This is a genomic window from Pseudomonas sp. 8AS, assembly GCF_902506505.1.
Taxonomy (GTDB): domain Bacteria; phylum Pseudomonadota; class Gammaproteobacteria; order Pseudomonadales; family Pseudomonadaceae; genus Aquipseudomonas.
In genome coordinates, this window is sequence record NZ_LR733406.1 from 3,385,070 (window position 1) to 3,404,181 (window position 19,112).

A 19,112-nucleotide genomic window follows, 5' to 3' on the forward strand; every position below is an offset into this window, starting at 1 on the left:
ACCATGAGCGAACTGCTGCTGATCGACGACGACCAGGAACTCTGCGAACTGCTGGCCAGCTGGCTGCAGCAGGAAGGCTTCCTGGTGCGCGCCAGCCATGACGGCATCAGCGCCCGCGCCGCCCTGGCGCAGCACACGCCGGCGGCCGTCATCCTCGACGTCATGCTGCCCGACGGCAGCGGCCTGGAACTGCTCAAGCAACTGCGCAGCGAGCACCCGGAACTGCCGGTGCTGATGCTCTCCGCCCGCGGCGAGCCGCTGGACCGCATCCTCGGCCTGGAACTGGGCGCCGACGACTACCTGGCCAAGCCCTGCGACCCGCGCGAGCTGACCGCCCGCCTGCGCGCCGTGCTACGCCGCAGCGCGCCGGTAACCGGTAATGCGCGCCTGGAACTGGGCGACCTGAGCTACAGCCAGGTCCGCGGGGTGGCCAGCATCGGCGAGCAGGAAATCAGCCTGACCCTCTCGGAAAGCCGCGTGCTGGAAGCCCTGCTGCAACACCCCGGCGAGCCGGTGGACAAGCAGACCCTGGCCCAGCTGGCCCTCGGCCGCAAACTGACCCTGTACGACCGCAGCCTGGACATGCACGTCAGCAACCTGCGCAAGAAGCTCGGCGCCCATGCCGACGGCCGCCCGCGCATCGTCGCCCTGCGCAGCCGCGGCTACTACTACAGCGCCTGATCCGCGCCAGCGCTCTTTACCCAGCCTTTACCCTCGGCTGACCGCGCCTGACCTTGCCCTCCCTAAACTGAGCTCATCCGGTAAGCCACCGGCATCCAGACAAGGAGACACACCATGCGCAAGACCCTGATCGCCCTGCTGATCGCCGCCACCCTGCCCGCCGTGGCCCTGGCCATGCCCGAAGGCGGCCCGCACGAGCAAGGCCCCTGCCACCCGTCCATGCACGGCGAGCAGCGCGGCCACGGCATGCGGCTGTTCAAGGACCTCGAACTCAGCGCCGAACAGCGCGAGCAGATGGGCAAGCTGATGCACGAGCGCAAGGACAACCCGCGCGCCATCACCCAGAAGTACCTGGACAAGCTGCCGGCAGCCGACCAGCAGGCCATGCAGAAGGAAATCGAGACCGCGCGCCTGGAGCATGACAAGGCCATCCGCGCCATTCTCACCCCGGAGCAGCAGAAGACCTTCGACGCGCACAAGGCGGAAATGGACAAGCGCCGCGCCGAGCGCGAGGAATTCGAGGCCTGGAAGGCCGAGAAGGCCGAGAAGGCCAGCAAGGCCGAATAACCCGGCCCATCTCACCCCACCCGCCAGGCAGGTACTGCTGGCGGGTTTTGCCGATTGAGGAGTCCACGTGCGTTCACTGTTCTGGCGCATCTTTGCCAGCTTCTGGCTGGCCATCGCCCTGGTTGCCGGGCTCTCCCTGCTGCTGGGCCACGCCCTGAACCAGGATGCCTGGATCCTCAGTAACCACCCGGCGCTGCGCAACCTGCCCGAGCGCTGGAGCCAGCGCTACGAGGAGCAGGGCGCGCAGGCCGCCCAGGACTTCCTGGAACGGCGCAAGCGGCGCTTCCATGTCGACACCCAGGTGCTCGACGAGAACGGCCAGGCCCTGGTCTACGGCACCTTCCCGCCGCGCGCCGCCGCCTTCGAAGCCCGCCAGCGCAACGAGAAGCGCCTGCCCTGGCGTCGCCTGACCGACGAATACACCAACCCGGACAGCGGCAAGACCTACCTGTTCATCTACCGCATCCCCCACCCGGAACTGGCCGAATGGCACCGCGACAGCCTGCTCTGGCCGCTCAGCGCCCTGGGCATCGCCCTGGTCGTGCTGACCGCGCTGAGCCTGCTGCTGACCCTGTCCATCACCCGCCCGCTCGGGCGCCTGCGCGGCGCCGTGCATGACCTCGGCCAGACCACCTACCAGCAGCACAGCCTGGCGCGCCTGGCCGACCGCCGCGACGAGTTCGGCGTGCTGGCGCGCGACTTCAACCGCATGGGCGCGCGCCTGCAGGGCCTGATCGGCAGCCAGCGCCAGCTGCTGCGCGACGTGTCCCACGAGCTGCGCTCGCCACTGGCGCGCCTGCGCATCGCCCTGGCCCTGGCCGAACGCGCCGAGCCGGCGCAGCGCGACAAGCTGTGGCCGCGCCTAACCCAGGAGTGCGACCGCCTGGAAGGCCTGATCAGCGAGATTCTCGCCCTCGCCCGCCTGGATGCCGAACCCGGCAGCGCGCAACCGATCGAGCTGGGCAAGCTGCTCGACGAACTGCAGGACGACGCGCGCCTGAGCGCCCCCGCACAGCATCTGCGGGTCCAGCTGGATGATCCGGCGCTGACGCTCCAGGGCTGGCCGGACATGCTCGCCCGCGCCCTCGACAACCTGCTGCGCAATGCCCTGCGCTTCAACCCGCCCGGCCAGCCGATCGAGATCAGCGTGACGCGGCACGCCCAGCATCTGCTGATCAGCCTGCGCGACCATGGTCCGGGGGTGCCGGAGGAGCTGCTGGAGAAGCTCGGCGAGCCGTTCTTCCGCGCCCCCGGGCAGAGCGCCGCGGGCCACGGCCTGGGCCTGGCCATCGCCAGGCGCAGTGCCGAACGGCATGGCGGCCGCCTGCTGCTGGCCAACCACCCGGACGGCGGTTTCGTCGCCAGCCTGGAGCTGCCGCTGAGCGGCGCCGCACAGTGAAACCCGGCCTCGCCTAGCGGGCATCAGGCGCCGCCTGGCTGGCGGAACCCTTCAGCTAGGCCAGCTGCCGACAAAGTCGGCCACCGCCAGCGGCGCCGGCGTGCGCCGCGCGCCCTCGAAGCTGCCCAGGTAGACGAAACCGACGATGCGCTCGTTGGCCGCCAAGCCCAACCCGGCCAGCACATGCCCATCGCTGGCCAGCTCGCCGGTGCGCCAGACCGCGCCGAAGCCCTGCGCCTGCGCCGCCAGCAACAGGCCGTGCGCCGCGCAACCGGCCGAAAGCAGCTGTTCCTGCTGCGGCACCTTGGCGTGTTCGCTCAGCCGGGCGATCACCACCACCACCAGCGGCGCGCGCAGCGGCATGCCGCGTGCCTTGTCCAGGGCCTCCGGCTTGGCCTCGGGATTGCCGGCCAGGAGCGCGCTGGCGAACAGCTCGCCCAGTTGCACACGCGCCTCGCCCTCCACCGTCAGGAAACGCCAGGGGCGCAGCTGGCCATGGTCGGGCGCGCGCAGGGCGGCGCGAAACAGCACCTCGCGCTGCGCGGCATCCGGCGCGGGATCGAGCAGGCGGCCAACGGACACGCGGTTGAGCAACAGATCGAGGGCTTGCATCGGCCATATCCTCCGGAATTGAGGCTGGCATTTTAGGGCCTGCCGAGGTTTTGTCACGGCGCGATGCAGCCCGCTTCACCAGCCAAATGCAGCCCTTCTAGCGGGCTGGGCAGGCAGGTAGAATGCCGGACTTTCCAGCCACTCGAGCGCCTCATGGCCTTCTCGACCCTTCGCATCATCGGTTTCATCCTGGGGATCTTCCTGATCACCCTGGCGGCCAGCATGATCATCCCCATGCTCACCCTGCTCGCCTTCGAGCGCAGCGACGATCTCAACGCCTTTCTCTGGTCGAGCCTGATCACCTTCGTCGCCGGCCTGGCCCTGGTCATTCCCGGCCGACCGCAGCACCTGCAGCTGCGCCCGCGCGACATGTACCTGCTGACCAGTGCCAGCTGGGTGGTGGTGTGCTGCTTCGCCGCCCTGCCGATGGTGATCATCGCCCATATCAGCTACACCGATGCCTTCTTCGAGACCATGTCCGGGATCACCACCACCGGTTCCACCATCCTGGTCGGGCTGGACAGCATGTCACCGGGCATCCTGATCTGGCGCTCGATGCTGCAGTGGCTGGGGGGCATCGGCTTCATCGGCATGGCGGTAGCCATCCTGCCGCTGCTGCGGGTCGGCGGCATGCGCCTGTTCCAGACCGAATCCTCGGACTGGGGCGAGAAGGTCATGCCGCGCTCGCACATGGCCGCCAAGTACATCCTGCTGGTCTACGTGGCGCTGACCCTGCTCGGCTTCCTGGCCTACTGGACCGCCGGTATGACGCCGTTCGAGGCGATCAACCATGCGATGACCTCGATTTCCACCGGAGGTTACTCAACCTCCGACTCGTCCCTGGCCAACTGGCAGCAACCGGCGGTGCACTGGGTCGCGGTGTTCATGATGATCGGTGGCGGTCTGCCGTTCACCCTGTATGTGGCCACCCTGCGCGGGCATCGCAAGGCGCTGCTGCGCGATCATCAGGTGCGCGGTTTTGTCGGTTTCCTCGTCCTCACCTGGCTGGTGTTCGGCACCTGGCTGTGGGCCAACTCCGAACACGCCTGGCTGGATGCCGTGCGCATCGTCGCGGTCAACGTCACCTCCGTGGTGACCACCAGCGGTTATGCCCTGGGCGACTACACCACCTGGGGCAGCTTCGCCGTGCTGCTGTTTTTCTACCTGACTTTCATCGGCGGCTGCTCCGGCTCCACCTCCGGTGGCCTGAAGATCTTCCGCTTCCAGGTCGCCTACGTGCTGCTCAAGGCCAACCTGCAGCAACTGGTGCACCCGCGCGCGGTGATCAAGCAGCAGTACAACAACCACAACCTGGACGAAGACATCGTCCGCTCGCTGATCACCTTCTCCTTCTTCTTCACCATCACCATCGGTGTGATCGCCCTGTGCCTGACCCTCACCGGACTGGACTGGATCACCGCGCTGACCGGCGCGGCCACAGCGGTGTGCAACGTCGGCCCGGGACTGGGGCCGATCATCGGCCCGGCCGGCAACTTCTCGACCCTGCCGGACAGCGCCAAGTGGCTGCTGACCATCGGCATGCTGCTCGGCCGCCTGGAAATCCTCACCGTGCTGGTGCTGTTCACCCGCGCCTTCTGGAAGCATTGATGCCTCGCCACGAGAACAACCGGCCATGACCCTGCCCACCTTGCGCACGCTGGGCTTCATCAATGGCATCTTTCTGGTCACCCTGGCCATCAGCATGCTGGTGCCGGTCGTCACCCTGCTGCTGTTCGAGCAGCCCCAGGGCATCAATGCCTTTCTCTGGTCCAGCCTGATCACCTTTATCGCCGGGATCACCCTGGTTGCCCAGGGCCGGCCGCAGAACAGCCAGCTACGCCCGCGCGACATGTACATGCTGACGGTATCGAGCTGGATCCTGGTATCGATCTTCGCCGCCGTGCCGTTCCTGCTCACCCAGCACGTCAGCTTCACCGATGCCTACTTCGAGAGCATGTCCGGCATCACCGCCACCGGCGCCACCATCTTCAGCGGCCTGGACAACATGTCGCCGGGCATCCTGATCTGGCGCTCGCTGCTGCACTGGCTCGGCGGCATCGGCTTCATCGCCATGGCAGTGGCCATCCTGCCGATGCTGCGCATCGGCGGCATGCGCCTGTTCCAGACCGAGTCCTCGGACCGCTCGGACAAGGTCATGCCACGCTCGCACATGGTCGCCAAGTACATGGTGCTGGCCTATGTCGGCCTCAGCGCCCTGGCCACCCTGGCCTTCTGGCTGGCCGGGATGAACCTGTTCGACGCCATCAACCACGCCATGTCGGCGATCGCCACCGGCGGTTTCTCCACCTCCGACGCGTCCCTGGCCAAGTGGCAGGAGCCGGCCGTGCACTGGGTAGCCGTGCTGGTGATGATTCTCGGCAGCCTGCCCTTCGTGCTCTACGTCTCGACTCTGCGTGGCAACTACCAGGCACTGCTGCGCGACCAGCAGGTGCACGGCTTCTTCATCCTGCTGCTGGGTAGCTGGCTGATCCTGGCCTGCTGGAAGTGGAGCACCACCGACCTGCACTGGCTCGACACATTGCGCCATGTAGCAGTGAACATCACGTCGGTGATGACCACCACCGGCTTCGCCCTTGGCGACTATCACCTGTGGGGTCCGTTCGCCAGCATGATGTTCTTCTACCTGGGCTTCGTCGGAGGTTGCTCCGGCTCCACCGCCGGCGGTCTCAAGGTGTTCCGCTTCCAGGTGGCCTATATCCTGCTCAAGGCCAACCTGCAGCAACTGGTCCATCCGCGCGCGGTGATCAAGCAGCAGTACAACCGCCACCGCCTGGATGAAGAGATCGCCCGCTCGATCCTCGCCTTCGCCTTCTTCTACACCATCACCATCGCCAGCCTGGCCCTGGTGGTGGCGATGACCGGCATGGACTGGATCACCGCGCTGTCGGGTGCCGCCGCCATGGTTTCCGGGGTGGGCCCCGGCATGGGTGAAGTGATCGGACCGGCCGGCAACTACGCGGCCATGTCCGACGTGGCCAAGTGGGCACTGACCCTGGGCATGCTGATCGGCCGCCTGGAAATCCTTACCGTGCTGATTCTGCTCCTGCCCGCCTTCTGGCGTCACTGAGAACCGCGTCCCCGACAAGCCCGTAGCAAGGGTTACAGGCGCGCTCGATACTCGCCCGGCGTGCTGTCGAACCAACGGCGGAAGGCGCGGAAGAAATTGCTCGGGTCGGCGAAACCCAACAGATAGGCGATTTCCAGCAGGGTCAGGTTGGGCTGGGCCAGGTATTGCCCGGCCAGCTCGCGGCGGGTGTCGTCCAGTAGTTGCTGATAGCTGCTGCCCTCATCCTGCAAGCGCCGCTGCAGGGTGCGCTCGGACAGCAGCAGGGCCTGGGCCACCGCCTCGCGCTTGGGCTCGCCCTGGGGCAGCAGGCGGCAGAGCACCTGGCGCACCTGGTGGGTCACCCGGCTGTCCGAGAAGCGCGCCAGGTATTCCCCGGCGAAACGGTCGTGCAGCTGCGCCAGCGCCTCGTTGGCGGTGGGCAGCGGCGCATCCAGGTCGGCCCGTTCGAACAGCAGCGCATAGTGCTCGGCATTGAACTTCAGCGGTCCCTGGAACACCTCCTTGTAGGGCTGCAGATCCGCCGGCGGCGGCCCCTGGAAACTGACCAGCCGCGGCGTCAGCGGCTTGCCGGTAAGCCAGCGGCAGAAGGCCAGGGAATAGGCCAGCGAGGCCTCGGCGCTCTGCCGGGTCGAGGGCAGGCGATCGCCATGGATCACCAGGGTCAACTGGTAGCCGTCGGCCGTCGGCTGGAAAGCGAGGTCGGAGCCCTCGGCGATGATGCGCTGGTAGCGCACCAGGCGGGCGAAGCCTTCCAGCAGGTTGCGGCTGGACATCAGCGCGTAGCCCACCACATGGAAGGATGACGGGCGCACCACCCTGGCCATGTTCAGGCCGATGGCCGGATTGCCGGAGGCCTCCACCGCCAGGTGCCACAGGCGGGTCATGGCGTCCTGGGGGAAGCGTGCATCGGCATCGGCGAGCGCCGCATAGTCGAGGCCAAGACGGGCAAACAGGCTGCGGCAATCGACACCGCCCAGTTCCAGGGCCGCGACGATGCCGGATGCCCAGCTGGATGAAGTGGTACGTTCGCTCATCGATTGTTCTTATGGGTTGGTCGGCACGAAATGGCGCCATGAGGATACTAAACTGGCACTGTATGTCACTGGCCGCCGGAGACAGTCGCCCTACACTGCCAGCCGACAATGACAGGAGGTATGCCATGCGCGCCGCAACCACCGAACGCTTCCACAGCTTTGCCGAGTTCTACCCCTATTACCTGCAGGAGCACAGCAACGATGTCTGTCGCCGCCTGCACTACGTGGGCAGCCTGCTGGTGCTCGGCATCCTCGGCTATGCCCTGGCCAGCCAGCAGTGGCTGTGGCTGCTGGCCCTGCCCGTGGCCGGCTACGGCTTCGCCTGGGTCGGCCACTTCGTCTTCGAGAAGAACCGCCCGGCCACCTTCAAGTACCCGCTGTACAGCTTCATGGGTGACTGGGTCATGCTCAAGGATGCCTTCACCGGGCGCATCCGTTTCTGAGAACCTGAGTCCGGCGCTGATCCGCTCAAGCACGCGAATCAGCCGCCAGCTGCCGGTCGACTTCCCCCTGCCGGGCCACGACGCGAACGCACGCCGGGCCCAGCGTTCGGCGATCCTGCTTGGCCGCCGGTCCCCACATGGTTATGATCCCGCCTTGCCATAGCCTTGGCTCAGGTCTTGCAGACCACCCAGGCGCTCGCCAGAAGCGCCAGAAAACCAGCAGGGATCATTCGCATTTGATTAAGTCTGTCGCCCAGGACCCTTCGCGGGTCCATTCCACCCCCGTGCTGCGCGAGTACTACTCCCGCGTGCTGGCCTATATCGCGACGGCGGCCAGCCTCGCCGCCGGCACCTACTCCCAGCATTTCGGCTACGACATCCTGTGGATGGTGCCCTACGCCCTGCTCTACCCGCACCTGGCCCACCACCTGGGCAACCGCTTCAAACGCGACCACCCGGAAAAGACCCACCTGGTGCTGCTGTTTATCGACGCCGTGCATGCCGGCATGGCCGCCGTGCTGATGGGCTTCTCGGTGGTGCCGACGCTGATGTTCCTGCTCACCCTGAGCTTCAGCACCCTGATCTCCGGCGGCCTGCGCCACATGGGCCTGGCCCTGCTGGTAGCCGCCGGCAGCGTGGCGCTGACCAGCACCCTGGCCCAGCCGCGGGTCAATGCCAGCACGCCGATCCTGGTGGCCCTGGTCAGCATCCTGCTGACCACCCTGTACATCTGCATCACCGCCTATTTCGTCAACCAGCAGAGCCGCCACCTGACCCAGGTCCGCAGCGAGATCAAGAAGGAACAGGAAAAGGCCGCCCGCCTGGCGCGCAACCTGGCCAAGTACCTGTCGCCGCAGGTCTGGGAAATGATCTTCAGCGGCAAGAAGCACGTGCGCCTGGAAACCCAGCGCAAGAAGCTCACCGTGTTCTTCTCCGATATCAAGGGTTTCACCGAGCTGTCCGAGGAACTGGAAGCCGAGGCCCTGACCGACCTGCTCAACACCTACCTCAACGAGATGTCGAAGATCGCCCTGAAGTACGGCGGCACCATCGACAAGTTCGTCGGCGACAGCGTCATGGTGTTCTTCGGCGATCCGGCCACCCAGGGCGCCAAGAAGGATGCGGTGAACGCCGTGTCCATGGCCATCGCCATGCGCAAGCACATGAAGGTGCTGCGTCAGCAGTGGCGCGCCCAGGGCATCACCAAGCCGCTGGAAATCCGCATGGGCCTGAACACCGGCTACTGCACGGTAGGCAACTTCGGCGCCGACACGCGCATGGACTACACCATCATCGGCCGCGAAGTGAACCTGGCCAGCCGCCTGGAAAGCGCGGCCGAAGCCGGCGAGATCCTGATCTCCCACGAGACCTATTCCCTGGCCAAGGACGTGATCATGTGCCGCGACAAGGGCCAGATCGCGGTCAAGGGCTTCAGCCGCCCGGTGCAGATCTACCAGGTGGTGGACTTCCGCCGCGACCTCGGTGCCAAGTCCAGCTATGTCGAACACGAGCTGCCGGGCTTTTCCATGTACCTGGATACCAACGGCATCCAGAACTACGACAAGGAAAAGGTCATCCAGGCCCTCAACCAGGCCGCCGAGAAGCTGCGCGACAAGGTCATCCTGTAACCCAGAAGCCGCCGCCAGGCGGCTTCTGCATTCCGGAACACGTTGGGCACGTAGGTTGGGTTGAACGCAGCGAAGCCCAACACGTGTAGCGCTGTTGGGCTTCGGCGCTGCGCACCTCAACCCAACCTACGTCTGCAGGGCTTGCAGCTCCTCGACCGGCACCGGCTCGCCATCCAGCAACGGCTGCCGGGCCAGGAACTCCAGCGCCGAGGCCCGCCACGACTGCCGCGCCGCCAGCGCCGCGCACTGCCTGCGGTCCAGCTGCAATGCCGCCAGGCAGGCCTCGCGCAGATCCTCGCGCATCGCCCCGCTCACGCCCTCCTCCAGCACATCCAGCGGCCCGGCCACCGGGAATGCCGCCACCGGCGTGCCGCTGGCCAGCGCTTCGAGCATCACCAGGCCATAGGTATCGGTGCGCGACGGGAACACCAGCACGCTGGCCGTGGCGAAGCAGCGGGCCAGTTCGGCGCCCTGCTGGTAGCCGAGAAAGCGCGCCCGGGGATAGGCCGCCTGCAGTTCGGCGCGTTGTGGGCCGTCACCGACCACGCGCTGCTCACCCGGCAGGTCCAGATCGAGAAAGGCCCGCAGGTTCTTCTCCGCCGCCAGGCGCCCGACGTAGAGGAACACCGGCTCGCCCGACAGCACCGCCTGCGGCCGGAACTGCGCGCCATCCACGCCCTTACGCCACAGCTGCAGGCGGCGCAGGCCGTGGGCGGCAAACGCCTCGCGCATGCGCTCGGTGCTCACCAGCACGGCCTGGCTGGGGCGGTGGAAACGGCGCAGGTAGGCGTAGCCCCAGCTCAGCGGAATCCGCGGCCAGCGGCTGTGTACATACTCGGGGAAACGGGTGTGGATGGCGCTGGAGAAGGCCAGCCCGCGCCGGCCCAGCCAGCGCCGGGCGGCCCAGCCGAGCGGGCCCTCGGTGGCCAGGTGCACGCAGTCCGGGCGGAACTCGCGGAGCGCCGGGCCGATCTTCCACAGGTCCCAGGCCAGCGGGATCTCCGGGTAGCTGGGGCACGGCAGCGTACGAAAATCCTGCGGCGACAGCAGCTTGACCAGGTGGCCCAGGCCGCGCAGCTCGCCGACCAGCGCCTGCAGGCTGGTGACCACGCCGTTGACCTGCGGCAGCCAGGCATCGCTGACGATGAGAATCCTCATGCCACCTGCCCAATGGCCAGCTGGGCCTCGCGCGCCTGGGCCTCGGCCAGGCGGTACAGCTCGATGCCGCCGTCCAGGTGCTCGATCAGCGCCGTGCAGGACTCCACCCAGTCGCCGCAGTTGAGGTACTCGACCTCGCCGACCCGGCGGATCTCGGCGTGGTGGATATGCCCGCAGACCACGCCGTCGAAGCCGCGTTTGACGCACTCGTGGGCGATCGCTTCCTCGAAGTCGCTGATGAAGTTCACCGCGGTCTTGACCTTGTGCTTGAGGTAGGCCGACAGCGACCAGTAGCCGTAGCCGTACCGTTCGCGCCAGTGGTTGAGCCAGCGGTTGAGGGTCAGGGTGAATTCGTAGGCGCTGTCACCGAGGAAGGCCAGCCAGCGGTGGTAGCGGGTGATCACGTCGAACTGGTCGCCGTGGATCACCAGCAGCTTGCGCCCGTCGGCGGTGAGGTGTTCGGCCTCGTCGACCAGCTGGATATTGCCGAGGATCAGCCGCGAGTAGCGCCGCAGGAACTCGTCGTGGTTGCCGGTGACGTAGATCACCTCGGTGCCGCGCTTGCTCATGGTCAGCAGGCGGCGGATCACATTGGTGTGGGCCTGCGGCCAGTAGATGCCGCCGCGCAGCTTCCAGCCGTCGATGATGTCGCCGACCAGGTAGACCTTGTCCGCCTGGTAGCGCTTGAGGAACTCGGCCAGGCGCTCGGCCTGGCAGTCGCGGGTGCCCAGGTGCACGTCGGAGATCCACAGGGTGCGGACTCGTTGCTTGCGGCTGGGTGTGCTGCGCTCGGCGATGCTCATGGAGGGCCTCCGCTGGTTTTAGCGCGAGCTTGCCCGCCGCCGGTGAAGGCCGCATGACCGCCAGACGACAGTCCGATGACAACCCACCGGCCCGCCGCGGCGGTGTAGACTGCCAGCTTGTTTCAGAACCTGTTTAGGATCTTTTGAGCTAGAGCCAGGCCAGGCGAAGTTGGGCGAGGACGCGGAGTTTACGAGGTGTAAATGAGCAGTCAGAGCCCAACTTCAACGCAGCATGGCTGACGATCAAGAGATCCTAAACAGGCTCTCAGGAGACCGCCATGCACCCGGTTTTATCCCTGCGCCACTACCGCCACGAACCGATCGCCCACAGCCACGAGCACGCCCAGCTGGTGTTCGGCCTGTCCGGCTGCCTGGATTTCGAAGTCGCCGGCCAGGGCTGCCAGGTGCTCAGCCACAGCCTCGCCGTGGTGCCGCCCAGCGCTCACCATGCCTGTGCCAGTGCCGCCGGCAGCCACTGCCTGGTGCTCGACGTGCCTGCGGACGGCTGGCTGCAGCAGCGCCTGGGCGCCCATGCCGATGCCGGCCGGCGCCTGCTCGAACGCCCCGGCCGCGTGCTGCTCAACCCGGCGCAGAGCCAGCTGGTCAACTGGCTGGCCGCCAGCCCGATCAACGATGAGGTGATCGCCCAGCAGGGCGCCGCCCTGCTGCTGGCCAGCCTGAGCAGCAGCCCGCCGGCGGCGAGCCCGGGCCTGCCGCTGGCGGCACTCGATGCGCATATCGCACGGCACTGTGCCCACCCGCTGCAGGTGGCCGACCTGGCGCGCCTGTGCGGCCTGTCGGTGGCGCGCTTCCACGCGCGCTTCCTCGAGGAAACCGGGCAGACGCCGATGGACCATGTGCGCAGCCGCCGCCTGCAACTGGGCCGCGAGCTGCTGCTGGGCAGCAACCTGGCGGTCGGCGAAGTCGCCGCGCGGGTCGGCTACGCCTCGCAGAGCGCCTTCACCGCGGCCCTGGCACGCCAGCTCGGCAGCACGCCGCGCCAGCTGCGCCGCGAGTCCCGCGACAAATCCCGGGAGTAGCCCGACAGACCGGGTGCGCGGGCGCCATCTAGACTCTGCCGATATTCAGGAGTCGCCTATGCAAACCATCGAATGGCAGGATTTCGAGCGCGTGGAACTGCGCGTCGGCACCCTGCGCAGCGCCCGTCTCAATGAGAAAGCCGTGAAACCCGCCTATGTGCTGGAAGTCGACCTCGGCGAGCTGGGCATCAAGACCTCCAGCGCCCAGCTCACCGCGCACTACTCGGCCGAGCAACTGATCGGCCGCCAGGTCCTCTGCGTGTGCAATTTCGCCCCCAAGCGCATCGCCGGTATCCGCTCGGAGGTGCTGGTCACCGGCGTCTACGACGAGGGCGGCAAGGTGGTGCTGGCCAGCTTCGAGCATCCGCTGGCCAACGGCGCCCGCCTGGCATGAACCGGCGCAAGGCACTTCTGGCCCTGCACCTGGGCGCGTTGTTCTTCGGCCTGTCCGGGATCTTCGGCAAGCTGGCCCTGGCCGCCCCGGTGGTCATAGTGTTCGGCCGCGCCCTGTTCGCCGTCGGCGCCCTGGGCCTGTTCGCCCGCACCGCCGCCGGCCAGGAGCGGCCCAGCTGGCAGCGCCGCCTGGCCCTGGCCGGTGCCGGCCTGCTGCTCGGCGGGCATTGGTGGAGTTTCTTCATCGCGGTGAAGGTGGCGGGCGTGGCGGTGGCCACCCTCGGTTTCGCCACCTTCCCGGCCTTTACCGTGCTGCTCGAAGGGCTGCTGTTCAAGGAGCGGGTACGCCGTGGCGAATGGGCGGTAGTCGGCCTGGTCTGCCTGGGCCTGGTGCTGGTCACGCCGAATTTCGACTTCGGCAACCAGGCGACCCTCGGCCTGGCCTGGGCGGTGCTGTCCGGCCTGCTGTTCGCCCTGGTGTCGGTGAGCAACCGCGCCACCACCCGCGGCCTACACCCGGCCCAGGCCGCGCTGTGGCAGAACATCAGCATCCTGCTGTGCAGCCTGCCCTTTGCCTGGAGCCTGCTGCCCGCGGTGCGCCCGCTCGACTGGCTGTGGATCGGCCTGCTCGGCCTGCTCTGCACGGCGCTGGCGCACAGCCTGTTCGTCGCCAGCCTGCGCGTGCTCAACGCGCGCAACGCCTCGGTGGTGTTCGCCCTGGAGCCGGTCTACGGCATCGCCTTCGCCTGGTGGCTGTTCCACGAACAGCCGGGGCTGCGCATGCTCTGCGGCGGCGCGCTGATCGTGCTGGCCACGGTGCTCTCGGCACGCCTGAGCAAGCACAGCCCGAGCGTCGACGACCTCAGCTGACCGCTAGCGGTCGTTGTGGCCCAGGTCGCGGGCCGGGTCGATCAGGTCGCGCAGGCGCTGCTTGAGTACCTTGGCCTCGGGGAAACCGCCATCGGCCTTGCGTTCCCACAGCTGGCTGCCATCGCAGCTGATGCGGAACACACCGCCGCTGCCCGGTTCCAGGCTGACCTTGCCCAGCTCGTCGGCGAAGGTGCTGAGCAGCTCCTGGGCCAGCCAGGCGGCACGCAACAGCCACTGGCACTGGGTGCAGTAGGTGATCACCACCTCGGGTTTGGCGGCTCGCGCGGCTTCGTTCATGGCCACCTCAGTTCTTTTCCAGATTGGCCAGGACCTGGGCATGGACCCGCTGGCAGAGTTGCATGTCTTCCTCGCTGACGCCGGCGAACAGCTCCTTGCGCAGGCCCATGGCGATGCTCTCGATCTGCTCGATCAGCGGGCGGGCCTGGGGGCTGAGCAGCACCTTCTTCGCCCGCCGGTCTTCCGGCACGGCCTGGCGCTGTACCAGGCCCTGGGCTTCCAGGCCGTCGAGCAGGCGGGCCAGGGTCGGCCCCTCGACCCCGACGGTTTTCGCCAGCTCGCGCTGGGTCGGCGGCTCCTGGTGCAGGGCCAGGTGCAGCAGTACCAGCCAGCGCGCCTGGGACAGGCCGAGGCCGGCCAGGCGGCGATCCAGTTCGGCGCGCCAGGCGCGGGAAAGTTGAGCCAGCTGCATGCCAAAACTGTGTTGCGCAAAGTTATTCATAGTGACGATTTCCCGGTTCCTGCCACCGCCCGCCTGCCCCTATGGCGGGCAGACAGCAGAAAAACCTAATTATTAGTCACCTAACCATAACTCCGCCGCAGGCCCCCGCCAAGCCCGCCGTTACCATTTCACATACTGATCCTCGACGAAGCCCCAGAGCTGCTCGATCACCAGCGGAGCGCGACCCGGTGGGCGCAGGACGCCGTCGAAGCAGCCGAAGACCTGCTTGAAGTTGCTCGCCAGCAGGCCCAGGTCGAGCCGCTCGCGGTGCAGGCCGTGGCCGCGAAAACGCAGCTCGACCTGGCCATCGGCGGAGCGGATGTGCCAGGGCTGCAACGGGTCGTCGCGGTCGAACTGGAAGTGCACACCGCCGACCTGGACCAGCTCGCCGTCCAGCCAGTAGCAGTTCTCGCTGAAGCTGGTTTCGTTGACCCCGCAGGACAGGTTCAGGCCGACCCGCACGCCGGCCACCTCGCCGGACAGGCAGGCCCAGTTCCAGTGGGTTTCCGGGCGCATGTAGCCGGCCGACCAGTCGTGGTGGGCGAAGGCGTCCAGCGCCTGCAGATCGAAATCGCCCAGCGCGCTCTGTACCGAGCCACGGCAGCGCACCCCGGCCACCTTCTGCGCGTAGACCCAGCCGTTGACCGCCGTGGGCGTGCAGATGCACATGGGTTGGAAGGCCGGCTGCTGCTCGGAGAAGTGCGCGTCGATGCGCGTGCCGTCGTCCAGTTCGACCAGCAGGCGCTTCTCCTTCGGCTGCAGGCGGTTCTCCAGGCGCAGCAGATTGCCGCCGCTGCGCAGCTCGCAGATGCCGTCGTCTGGCTGCTGCGAGAAGCGGCTGCCAAAGCCCAGGGGCAGGCGGAACTGGCGTTCGATCAGGCGCCCGCTGGACGGATGGAACAGATAGACGAAGCCGACACCGAGCAGGCTCAGGTTGCCCAAGGCGCAGCCGCCGATCAGCTCGTGGCTGACCAGGCCGAAGTACTGGAACTGGTGGAAGCGCCGCCACTTGGCCAGGGCCCCCAGGCGCCGGCCCATGGGCGAGCGGAAGTCGAAGTCGCGGTAGTTCACCAGACCCGGGGCCTCGGCGAAGATGCCGTAATGGGGCTGGCCATTGGCCTGGATCAGTCGTTGCATCGGCACTGCTCGGCGGCGAAAACGGCGATGCTAGCAGCCGGTCCGTGCCCGTCTGGCGACGGAATGCGCCAAAGCGACGGACTTAGAGCGCCGAACTCAGCACCCGATTGCGGCCGCCGGCCTTGGCCTCGTACAGCCAGCGGTCGGCCTGCTGGTACAGGCTGCTCGGGGCCTGGCCGGGCTGCGGCAGCAGGCAGACCATGCCGATCGACAGGGTCACCACGGCGGCGCTGGTGGAGCCGGCATGCTCGATCCGCAGGCCCTCGACGGCCTGGCGCAATGCCTCGGCACGCTGCTGCGTCTGCGCGGCATCGATGCCGTAGAGCAGCACGGCGAACTCCTCGCCGCCCATGCGCACGGCCATGTCCAGCGGGCGCCGGGCGGCCTGCTGGAACACCTGGCCGACCTGGCGCAGTACCGCATCGCCGGCCTGGTGGCCGTAGCGGTCGTTGTAGGCCTTGAAGTGGTCGACATCGCCGAGCAGCAGCGCGACCGGCACCCGCTCGCGCTGGGCCTGGCGCCACAGGCGGTCGAGCTGGCGGTCGAAGCTGCGGCGGTTGTGCAGGCCGGTCAGGCTGTCCTGCTCGGCGAGCACCTGCAGCAGGTTGCCCACCAGGAAGTGCTCGCGCGAGCGGTACTCCAGCAGGTAGCAACCCACCGCGCCCATCAGGTTGCCGAACAGCAGGAACACCAGGTTGTTGGCCAGCCGCGCCGGCGCGGTGCCGGCCCAGCTGTCGAATGCCAGGTAGGCGACCAGCATGATCGCCGAGCTGAGCAGCGCCTCGCTCAGGCGCAGGCCCACCAGGAAGTAGGCGGCCATGCAGATCAGCAGCAGGCCTTCGTAGGGGAAGTCCGGATGGCGCAGGTGGGCGATGCCCACCACCGCCGTGGCCGAGACGCCCAGCGCGGTGATGCACAGCAGGCTGAAAGGCCCCAGCCAGGACGAATGCGGCTGGCGCAGCAGCAGCCAGGCGTAGCCCAGCAGCAGGACCAGCACGCCCAGGCGCAGGGCCAGCGCCCACCAGCGCTCCGGCGCACCGATCACCAGCTGATCGAGGGCGGCGAATGCCAGCCAGACCAGCACGCCGAAGGCCAGGGCTATGCGCCGCAGGCCGTAGCTTTCCTGACGCTGGTACAGGCGGTACTGGCGCTCCAGCGGGCGGGCGAAGCGCAGCCGCTGCACGCCCTGCTTGAGCTGCTCGGCATAGGGATTTGCGGGCACATCGGCCAACCAAGTGCGATACAGCGACACCGACACCTCGACACGCGAACCTGTGCAGCCACCTTAGAGGGCGGGGGCGCCGGCCACAAGCCCGGCGCCGCCGCTCACACCTCGAACTCGGCCTGCAGGGCGGCGCGCACGCAGTGCAGCACACCGTCCTCGACACGCCCGGCGAACTGCGCGGCGATCGCCGCCACCGGCGGCAGTTCGCCCTCGCCATCGAGGAAGGCGTCCTGGATCTCGCCGAGCAGGTCATCCGGCAGGTCCAGCGCCTGCTCCAGGCTCAGCTGCTGGCGGCCGATGGCCTCGGCCAGCAGGCTGTAGACGTTCTTCTCGCTGCACTTGAGCTGGCTGGCGATCTGCAGCGGAGTCATCCCGGCGCGCGCCAGGCTGACCAGCTCGTGGCGCAGGTCGGCCACCACCGGGGCCGTCTCCACGGCGCCATTGAGCACTTCGAGGAAGGCCTCGCCATAGCGCTCCAGCTTGCGCGCGCCGACGCCGCTGACCTGGGCCATGTCGCTCAGCGAGGCCGGGCGGCTGCGCAGCATTTCCAGCAGGGTGGCATCGGGGAAGATCACGTAAGGCGGCACGCCGTGTTCCTCGGCCAGCTTGCGCCGCAGCGCGCGCAGGGCCTCCCACTGCTCGCGCTCGTCAACCCGCACCAACTGGCTGGCACTGCTGCCGCTGGCCTTGGCCGCCTGCTGCGGCTTGAGGTCGCGGCGCAGCTGCAGGCTGACTTCGCCGCGCAGCAGCGGCCGGCAACTGTCGGACAGGCGCAGGCCGCCGTAGCCGTCGAGGTCGACATCGGCCAGGCCGCGCGCCACCAGCTGGCGGAACAGGGTGCGCCAGTCACCCTCGCCCAGCGCCTTGCCCATGCCGAACACGGCCAGGTGCTGGTGGCCGGGGGCGCGGATCTTGTCGTTCTCGCGGCCCAGCAGGATGTCGACCAGGTGGCCGACGCCATAGCGCTGGCCGCTGCGGTAGATCGCCGACAGGGCCTGGCGCGCCGGCTCGGTGGCATCCCAGGTCTGCACGCCGTCGACGCAGTTGTCGCAATGCCCGCAGGGCTGCGGCATGTCCTCGTCGAAGTAGGCCAGCAGCGCCTGGCGGCGGCAGCGGGTCTCCTCGCACAGGGCGAGCATGGCATCGAGCTTGTGCTGCTCGACGCGCTTGTGCCGTTCGTCGCCCTCGGAATTGCTGAGCATCTGCTTGAGGAAGATCACGTCCTGCAGGCCGTAGGCCATCCAGGCATCCGCCGGCAGGCCGTCGCGGCCGGCACGCCCGGTTTCCTGGTAGTAGGCCTCCAGCGACTTGGGCAGGTCGAGGTGGCAGACGAAGCGCACGTTGGGCTTGTCGATGCCCATGCCGAAGGCGATGGTGGCAACCATGATCAGCCCTTCCTCGTTGAGGAAGCGCTTCTGGTGGTAGGCGCGCAGCTCGTTGGCCAGGCCGGCGTGGTACGGCAGCGCCGGGTAGCCCTGCTCGCTGAGGAAGGCCGCGACCTCCTCGACCTTCTTGCGCGACAGGCAGTAGACGATGCCGGCATCGCCCTTGCGTGCGGCGAGGAAGGCCAGCAGCTGCTTGCGCGGCTGATCCTTGGGCAGGATGCGGTAGAAGATGTTCGGCCGGTCGAAGCTGGAGAGAAAACGCTCGGCGTTCTCCAGGTGCAGGCGCTGGACGATCTCCTCGCGGGTACGCATGTCCGCCGTGGCGGTCAGGGCGATGCGCGGCACATTGGGGAACAGCTCGGCAAGCTGGCCAAGCTGCAAGTATTCGGGGCGGAAATCGTGGCCCCACTGCGACACGCAATGGGCCTCGTCGATGGCGAACAGGGCCAGCTGCGGCAGGCGCTGCAGGAAGTCCAGCATGCGCGGCTGCACCAGGCGCTCGGGGGCCACGTAGAGGAACTTGATCTCGCCGCGGCGGATGCGCTCGGCGATATCACGCTGCTCGTCGGCACTCAGGGTGGAGTTCAGCGCCACCGCAGCCACGCCCAGCTCGTCGAGCGTGGCGACCTGGTCTTCCATCAGCGCGATCAGCGGCGACACCACCACGGCCAGGCCTTCGCGCAGCAGCGCCGGCACCTGGAAGCACAACGACTTGCCACCGCCGGTCGGCATCAGCACCAACGCATCACCGCCCGCGGCCACGCGTTCGATGATCGCCGCCTGCTTGCCACGGAAGGCGTCATAGCCGAAAACGTCTTTGAGAATGCGTAGCGCCTGGTCGAGCATGCCGGTCTCCATATGCAGCCGCGCAGTATACGCGAGCGGCATGCCCCTGCAGCCAACGCCTGTC

General features: G+C 67.7%; 19 protein-coding genes. 10 read left to right on the top strand and 9 right to left on the bottom strand.

Going from position 1 to position 19,112, the window contains the following annotated elements:
* Positions 1–3: 3 nt before the first annotated feature.
* The 3 genes from GV001_RS15780 (at position 4) to GV001_RS15790 (ending at position 2,647) form a co-directional block, all read left to right on the top strand.
* A complete protein-coding gene (locus GV001_RS15780; RefSeq protein ID WP_160081503.1) occupies positions 4–681 on the top strand; it encodes a response regulator transcription factor in 678 nt (225 codons plus the stop codon).
* A gap of 114 nt (positions 682–795) precedes the next feature.
* Positions 796–1,248: a Spy/CpxP family protein refolding chaperone gene (locus GV001_RS15785; RefSeq protein WP_160081505.1), complete on the top strand. Its 453-nt coding sequence runs from the start codon at positions 796–798 to the stop codon at positions 1,246–1,248.
* Positions 1,249–1,315: 67 nt separating this feature from the next.
* Positions 1,316–2,647, top strand: a complete 1,332-nt coding sequence (locus GV001_RS15790; RefSeq protein ID WP_160081507.1) for a HAMP domain-containing sensor histidine kinase — start codon at positions 1,316–1,318, stop codon at positions 2,645–2,647.
* A gap of 51 nt (positions 2,648–2,698) precedes the next feature.
* Here GV001_RS15790 and GV001_RS15795 read toward each other — a convergent pair whose 3' ends face one another.
* Entirely contained in the window at positions 2,699–3,259 is a 561-nt protein-coding gene (locus tag GV001_RS15795; RefSeq protein ID WP_160081509.1) for a nitroreductase family protein, read from the bottom strand.
* A 153-nt stretch (positions 3,260–3,412) separates the two neighbouring features.
* Between GV001_RS15795 and GV001_RS15800 the strand changes: the two genes are divergently transcribed.
* On the top strand, positions 3,413–4,867 hold the full coding sequence (locus GV001_RS15800) for a TrkH family potassium uptake protein (protein ID WP_160081511.1): 1,455 nt from the start codon (positions 3,413–3,415) through the stop codon (positions 4,865–4,867).
* Between the two features lie 25 nt (positions 4,868–4,892).
* Positions 4,893–6,347 (top strand): TrkH family potassium uptake protein, encoded by a 1,455-nt coding sequence (locus GV001_RS15805; RefSeq protein ID WP_160081513.1) that lies wholly within the window; start codon positions 4,893–4,895, stop codon positions 6,345–6,347.
* A 32-nt stretch (positions 6,348–6,379) separates the two neighbouring features.
* On the opposite strand, the gene GV001_RS15810 is transcribed toward GV001_RS15805, so the two are convergent.
* Positions 6,380–7,381 (bottom strand): AraC family transcriptional regulator, encoded by a 1,002-nt coding sequence (locus tag GV001_RS15810; RefSeq protein ID WP_160081515.1) that lies wholly within the window; start codon positions 7,379–7,381, stop codon positions 6,380–6,382.
* 125 nt (positions 7,382–7,506) lie between these two features.
* On the opposite strand from GV001_RS15810, the gene GV001_RS15815 reads away from it, so the two are divergent.
* Together GV001_RS15815 and GV001_RS15820 are read left to right on the top strand one after the other, a co-directional pair.
* Entirely contained in the window at positions 7,507–7,824 is a 318-nt protein-coding gene (locus GV001_RS15815) for an Mpo1-like protein (protein WP_160081517.1), read from the top strand.
* 236 nt (positions 7,825–8,060) lie between these two features.
* Positions 8,061–9,452 carry an adenylate/guanylate cyclase domain-containing protein gene (locus tag GV001_RS15820; protein WP_256664942.1) on the top strand — a complete coding sequence of 464 codons (1,392 nt, stop codon included), beginning with the start codon at positions 8,061–8,063 and terminating at the stop codon, positions 9,450–9,452.
* Between the two features lie 126 nt (positions 9,453–9,578).
* Here GV001_RS15820 and GV001_RS15825 read toward each other — a convergent pair whose 3' ends face one another.
* A complete protein-coding gene (locus GV001_RS15825; protein WP_160081519.1) occupies positions 9,579–10,610 on the bottom strand; it encodes a glycosyltransferase family 1 protein in 1,032 nt (343 codons plus the stop codon).
* The gene (locus tag GV001_RS15830; protein WP_160081521.1) at positions 10,607–11,413 is read right to left on the bottom strand and encodes a UDP-2,3-diacylglucosamine diphosphatase; all 807 of its coding nucleotides are present in this window, start codon (positions 11,411–11,413) and stop codon (positions 10,607–10,609) included. The genes GV001_RS15825 and GV001_RS15830 overlap by 4 nt, the downstream gene beginning before the upstream one ends.
* Before the next feature lie 278 nt (positions 11,414–11,691).
* On the opposite strand from GV001_RS15830, the gene GV001_RS15835 reads away from it, so the two are divergent.
* From GV001_RS15835 to GV001_RS15845, 3 genes are read left to right on the top strand one after another with little or no spacing between them, the layout of a single operon-like run.
* A complete protein-coding gene (locus tag GV001_RS15835) occupies positions 11,692–12,453 on the top strand; it encodes an AraC family transcriptional regulator (protein WP_160081523.1) in 762 nt (253 codons plus the stop codon).
* 58 nt (positions 12,454–12,511) lie between these two features.
* Positions 12,512–12,847, top strand: coding sequence for a tRNA-binding protein (locus GV001_RS15840; protein ID WP_160081525.1), 336 nt, complete (start codon positions 12,512–12,514; stop codon positions 12,845–12,847).
* Positions 12,844–13,716, top strand: a complete 873-nt coding sequence (locus GV001_RS15845; protein ID WP_160081527.1) for a DMT family transporter — start codon at positions 12,844–12,846, stop codon at positions 13,714–13,716. The genes GV001_RS15840 and GV001_RS15845 overlap by 4 nt, the downstream gene beginning before the upstream one ends.
* A 3-nt stretch (positions 13,717–13,719) precedes the next feature.
* Here GV001_RS15845 and GV001_RS15850 read toward each other — a convergent pair whose 3' ends face one another.
* The 5 genes from GV001_RS15850 to recQ all read right to left on the bottom strand — a co-directional run bounded on the left by GV001_RS15850 (position 13,720) and on the right by recQ (position 19,048).
* Positions 13,720–14,013, bottom strand: a complete 294-nt coding sequence (locus GV001_RS15850) for a SelT/SelW/SelH family protein (protein ID WP_160081529.1) — start codon at positions 14,011–14,013, stop codon at positions 13,720–13,722.
* A 7-nt stretch (positions 14,014–14,020) separates the two neighbouring features.
* Positions 14,021–14,455: a MarR family transcriptional regulator gene (locus GV001_RS15855; protein WP_160081531.1), complete on the bottom strand. Its 435-nt coding sequence runs from the start codon at positions 14,453–14,455 to the stop codon at positions 14,021–14,023.
* A gap of 120 nt (positions 14,456–14,575) precedes the next feature.
* On the bottom strand, positions 14,576–15,592 hold the full coding sequence (locus tag GV001_RS15860; protein ID WP_160081533.1) for a DUF2804 domain-containing protein: 1,017 nt from the start codon (positions 15,590–15,592) through the stop codon (positions 14,576–14,578).
* Between the two features lie 82 nt (positions 15,593–15,674).
* Positions 15,675–16,844, bottom strand: a complete 1,170-nt coding sequence (locus GV001_RS15865) for a diguanylate cyclase domain-containing protein (RefSeq protein ID WP_372238548.1) — start codon at positions 16,842–16,844, stop codon at positions 15,675–15,677.
* 74 nt (positions 16,845–16,918) lie between these two features.
* Entirely contained in the window at positions 16,919–19,048 is a 2,130-nt protein-coding gene (gene recQ / locus GV001_RS15870; protein WP_160081535.1) for a DNA helicase RecQ, read from the bottom strand.
* Positions 19,049–19,112: the final 64 nt, after the last annotated feature.